The sequence below is a fragment of the Bacteroides caecigallinarum genome (genome assembly GCF_021530995.1).
Lineage (GTDB): Bacteria > Bacteroidota > Bacteroidia > Bacteroidales > Bacteroidaceae > Phocaeicola > Phocaeicola faecigallinarum.
The window spans coordinates 1-2,789 of the sequence record NZ_JADYTF010000198.1; the positions used below are offsets into that span (position 1 = coordinate 1).

4 protein-coding genes are annotated in these 2,789 nt (G+C 41.8%); 1 reads left to right on the forward strand and 3 read right to left on the reverse strand.

All coding sequences use genetic code 11. The features are described 5' to 3' along the window. A partial coding sequence (locus I6E24_RS15880) for a transposase (RefSeq protein ID WP_235328547.1) occupies nucleotides 1-124 on the forward strand: 124 nt, incomplete at its 5' end. 8 nt (nucleotides 125-132) lie between these two features. Here the strand turns inward: I6E24_RS15880 and I6E24_RS15885 are convergent. The 3 genes from I6E24_RS15885 to I6E24_RS15895 all read right to left on the reverse strand — a co-directional run. Beyond that, complete coding sequence (locus I6E24_RS15885; protein ID WP_235329639.1) at nucleotides 133-1,950, reverse strand: YgiQ family radical SAM protein; 1,818 nt, start codon at nucleotides 1,948-1,950, stop codon at nucleotides 133-135. 3 nt (nucleotides 1,951-1,953) lie between these two features. Beyond that, nucleotides 1,954-2,274: a hypothetical protein gene (locus tag I6E24_RS15890; RefSeq protein ID WP_235329641.1), complete on the reverse strand. Its 321-nt coding sequence runs from the start codon at nucleotides 2,272-2,274 to the stop codon at nucleotides 1,954-1,956. 336 nt (nucleotides 2,275-2,610) lie between these two features. Next, nucleotides 2,611-2,789 (reverse strand): transposase (locus tag I6E24_RS15895; protein ID WP_235329643.1); only part of this gene is annotated, 179 nt, incomplete at its 5' end.

Genomic DNA, 2,789 nt, shown 5'->3' on the forward strand with positions numbered 1-2,789 from the left:
AGAAGGAATCAACAACAAGATAAAGGTCTTGAAGAGAGCGGCATACGGATTTAGGGATGAACGATACTTTGAGCTAAGGTTATATGCACTCCATGATTGCCGCATCACGCGAAATGTCGGATGAACCTTTTTTTATCTATTTTTGTAAAGCTTGTCTATAAGGTCATTCCTTCCCATACGCCTCAGTTCATTGATGATGCTTTTTCTTTCCTCAGGCTTGTACCAGAAGAAGAACATGCGTTGTGCAAGTTTCTCTTTCTGCGTCTTTGCAGAGAAGATAGGTTCGAGGGTATAAGGATGATAACCCGTATACCAGGCTTCTGTAGCGACAGTCATAGGAGTAGGAGTGAAGTCCTGAACCTGTTCCAGATGGAAGTCAAGCTTTTTGGTTATAACTGCCAGTTCTGCCATATCCTCGGCCGTACATCCAGGGTGACTGCTTATGAAGTACGGTATAATCTGTTGGCGCAGGTTATGTTCAGAATTTATGCGGTCGAATATTTTCTTGAACCTTTCAAACTGTTCAAACGGAGGTTTGCGCATGACGTAAAGCACTTTGTCGCTTGTGTGCTCAGGTGCTACCTTCAGTCGTCCACTTACGTGTTTCATTATCAGCTCACGGGTGTATTCCTGAGTACTCTTGTTTACAGCAGGATCTTTACTTTCGTGTAGAAGTAGGTCGTATCGAACACCGCTGCCTATGAAACTCTTTTTGATTCCGGGAAGTGCATCTACGGCATGATAGATGTCGAGCAGTGGCCTGTGGTCTGTATTCAGATTAGGACATACCTTGGGATGAATGCACGAAGGACGTTTGCACCGGCGGCACATACTCTCGTCCTTTCCCCTCATGGCATACATGTTGGCCGAAGGACCTCCAAGGTCGCTCAGATATCCCTTGAAATCAGGCATTTCTGTTATTGCCTTAATTTCTTTCAAGATACTTTCCTTGCTACGACTCACTATGAATTTACCCTGATGGGCTGATATAGTACAGAATGCGCATCCTCCGAAACATCCTCTGTGGAGGTTGACGGAGAATTTTATCATGTCGTATGCCGGAATACGTTTGTTCTTGTATTTCGGATGTGGAAGTCGTGTATATGGAAGATCAAACGACATGTCAAGTTCGCCCTGAGTCATTGGCGGATAAGGTGGATTCACCACCACTACTTTCTTGCCCGATTCCTGGATAATCCTCTGTGCTGCATATTTGTTTGATTCCTCTTCTATATGTCTGAAGTTTTCAGCCTGTTTCTTCTTGTCTTTCAGGCATTCCTCATGAGAGTAAAGCCTCAGGTCATTCTCTTCGGACTTAAATTCTTCCTTTTTGCAAACGTGTGCGGTCTGAAGAATATCTGTCGGTATAGCAGGGTTTTCAGACATTCGTCTGCACAAGTCAGTGATTGGCTTTTCTCCCATTCCGTAAATCAGCAGGTCTGCTCCGGAATCAATCAGAATTGACTGTCTAACCTTATCTTGCCAGTAATCGTAGTGGGTAAGACGGCGCAGAGAAGCCTCTATTCCGCCTATTATCACAGGCACATCGGGATAGAGTTTCTTCAATATCTGTGAATATACTATAGTAGGATATTCCGGGCGCATGTCGTGTCGTCCGTCGGGAGTGTATGCATCTTCGCTTCGTAAACGCTTGTTGGCAGTATATTTGTTTACCATACTGTCCATACATCCGGCAGATATGCCGAAGAATAGTCTTGGCCTACCAAGTTTCTTGAAGTCGCGAAGGTCGTCACGCCAGTTGGGTTGTGGTACTATCGCTACTTTAAGTCCTTGTGCCTCAAGCATTCTTCCTATCACCGCAGCTCCGAATGACGGATGGTCAACGTATGCGTCACCACTGAACAGAATGACGTCAAGTTCATCCCATCCTCTAAGCTCTACTTCTTTCTTGGTTGTAGGCAACCAGTCCGTTAGATTATGTTCTTTCAAGATTTATTCTTCTGTTTCTTCGATATTACCTTTTTCTCTTTCCCAGTTGATGTACAGCATAATGAGTTGATGCAGACCGAAAGCTTTCATATTGTCGTGGTAAATCACGTTAAGACAGAGGTCAAGCAAGTCTTTACAGTCTTCTTCGGATGAACCAATGAGTGAACGGATATTCAATTTCAGTTTTTCCAATACGCTCTCGTCAACTATACCATTGCTATCAATAAGTTGTTGGAATAGAGAATATTTTTCTATTGTCTTAAGATTTTCTTCTGATATGTTCAGGCTTCTTGTACCTGAAGGGTTGGCTTGAATTGTAAACATAGTTTTATAAGTTTATGTTGTTATAAGCACAAATATAATAAGAAGTCGTGAAAATATTAATAGAATTGACCTTTTTATATTTATAATATTGATTTTATTGATTTAGTAGAGATTATTAAAAATATTTTGCGTCCCGATTTCGTCCTGGGTATAAAATAGCAAAAGCTGCAACTCATTAAGTTACAGCTTTTTACTTCTGCACGGGAAGAGAGGCTCGAACTCTAATGACATTTTCTTTAAGATAGTCATATCTGATTATCAATATATTACGCTTTATAATACTATGTTTTTTATATCTCTTGAGTCCTGAATCAGTCCGTCAGGTATGTTTTGGGTTCATCCGACATTTCGCGTGATGCGGCAATCATGGAGTGCATATAACCTCAATTCAAAGTATCGTTCATCCCTAAATCCGTATGCCGCTCTCTTCAAGACCTTTATCTTGTTGTTGATTCCTTCTACTTTTCCGGTCGATATATGACAGTCGTACCATGCGAGTATGCCTGTTCTGTGTG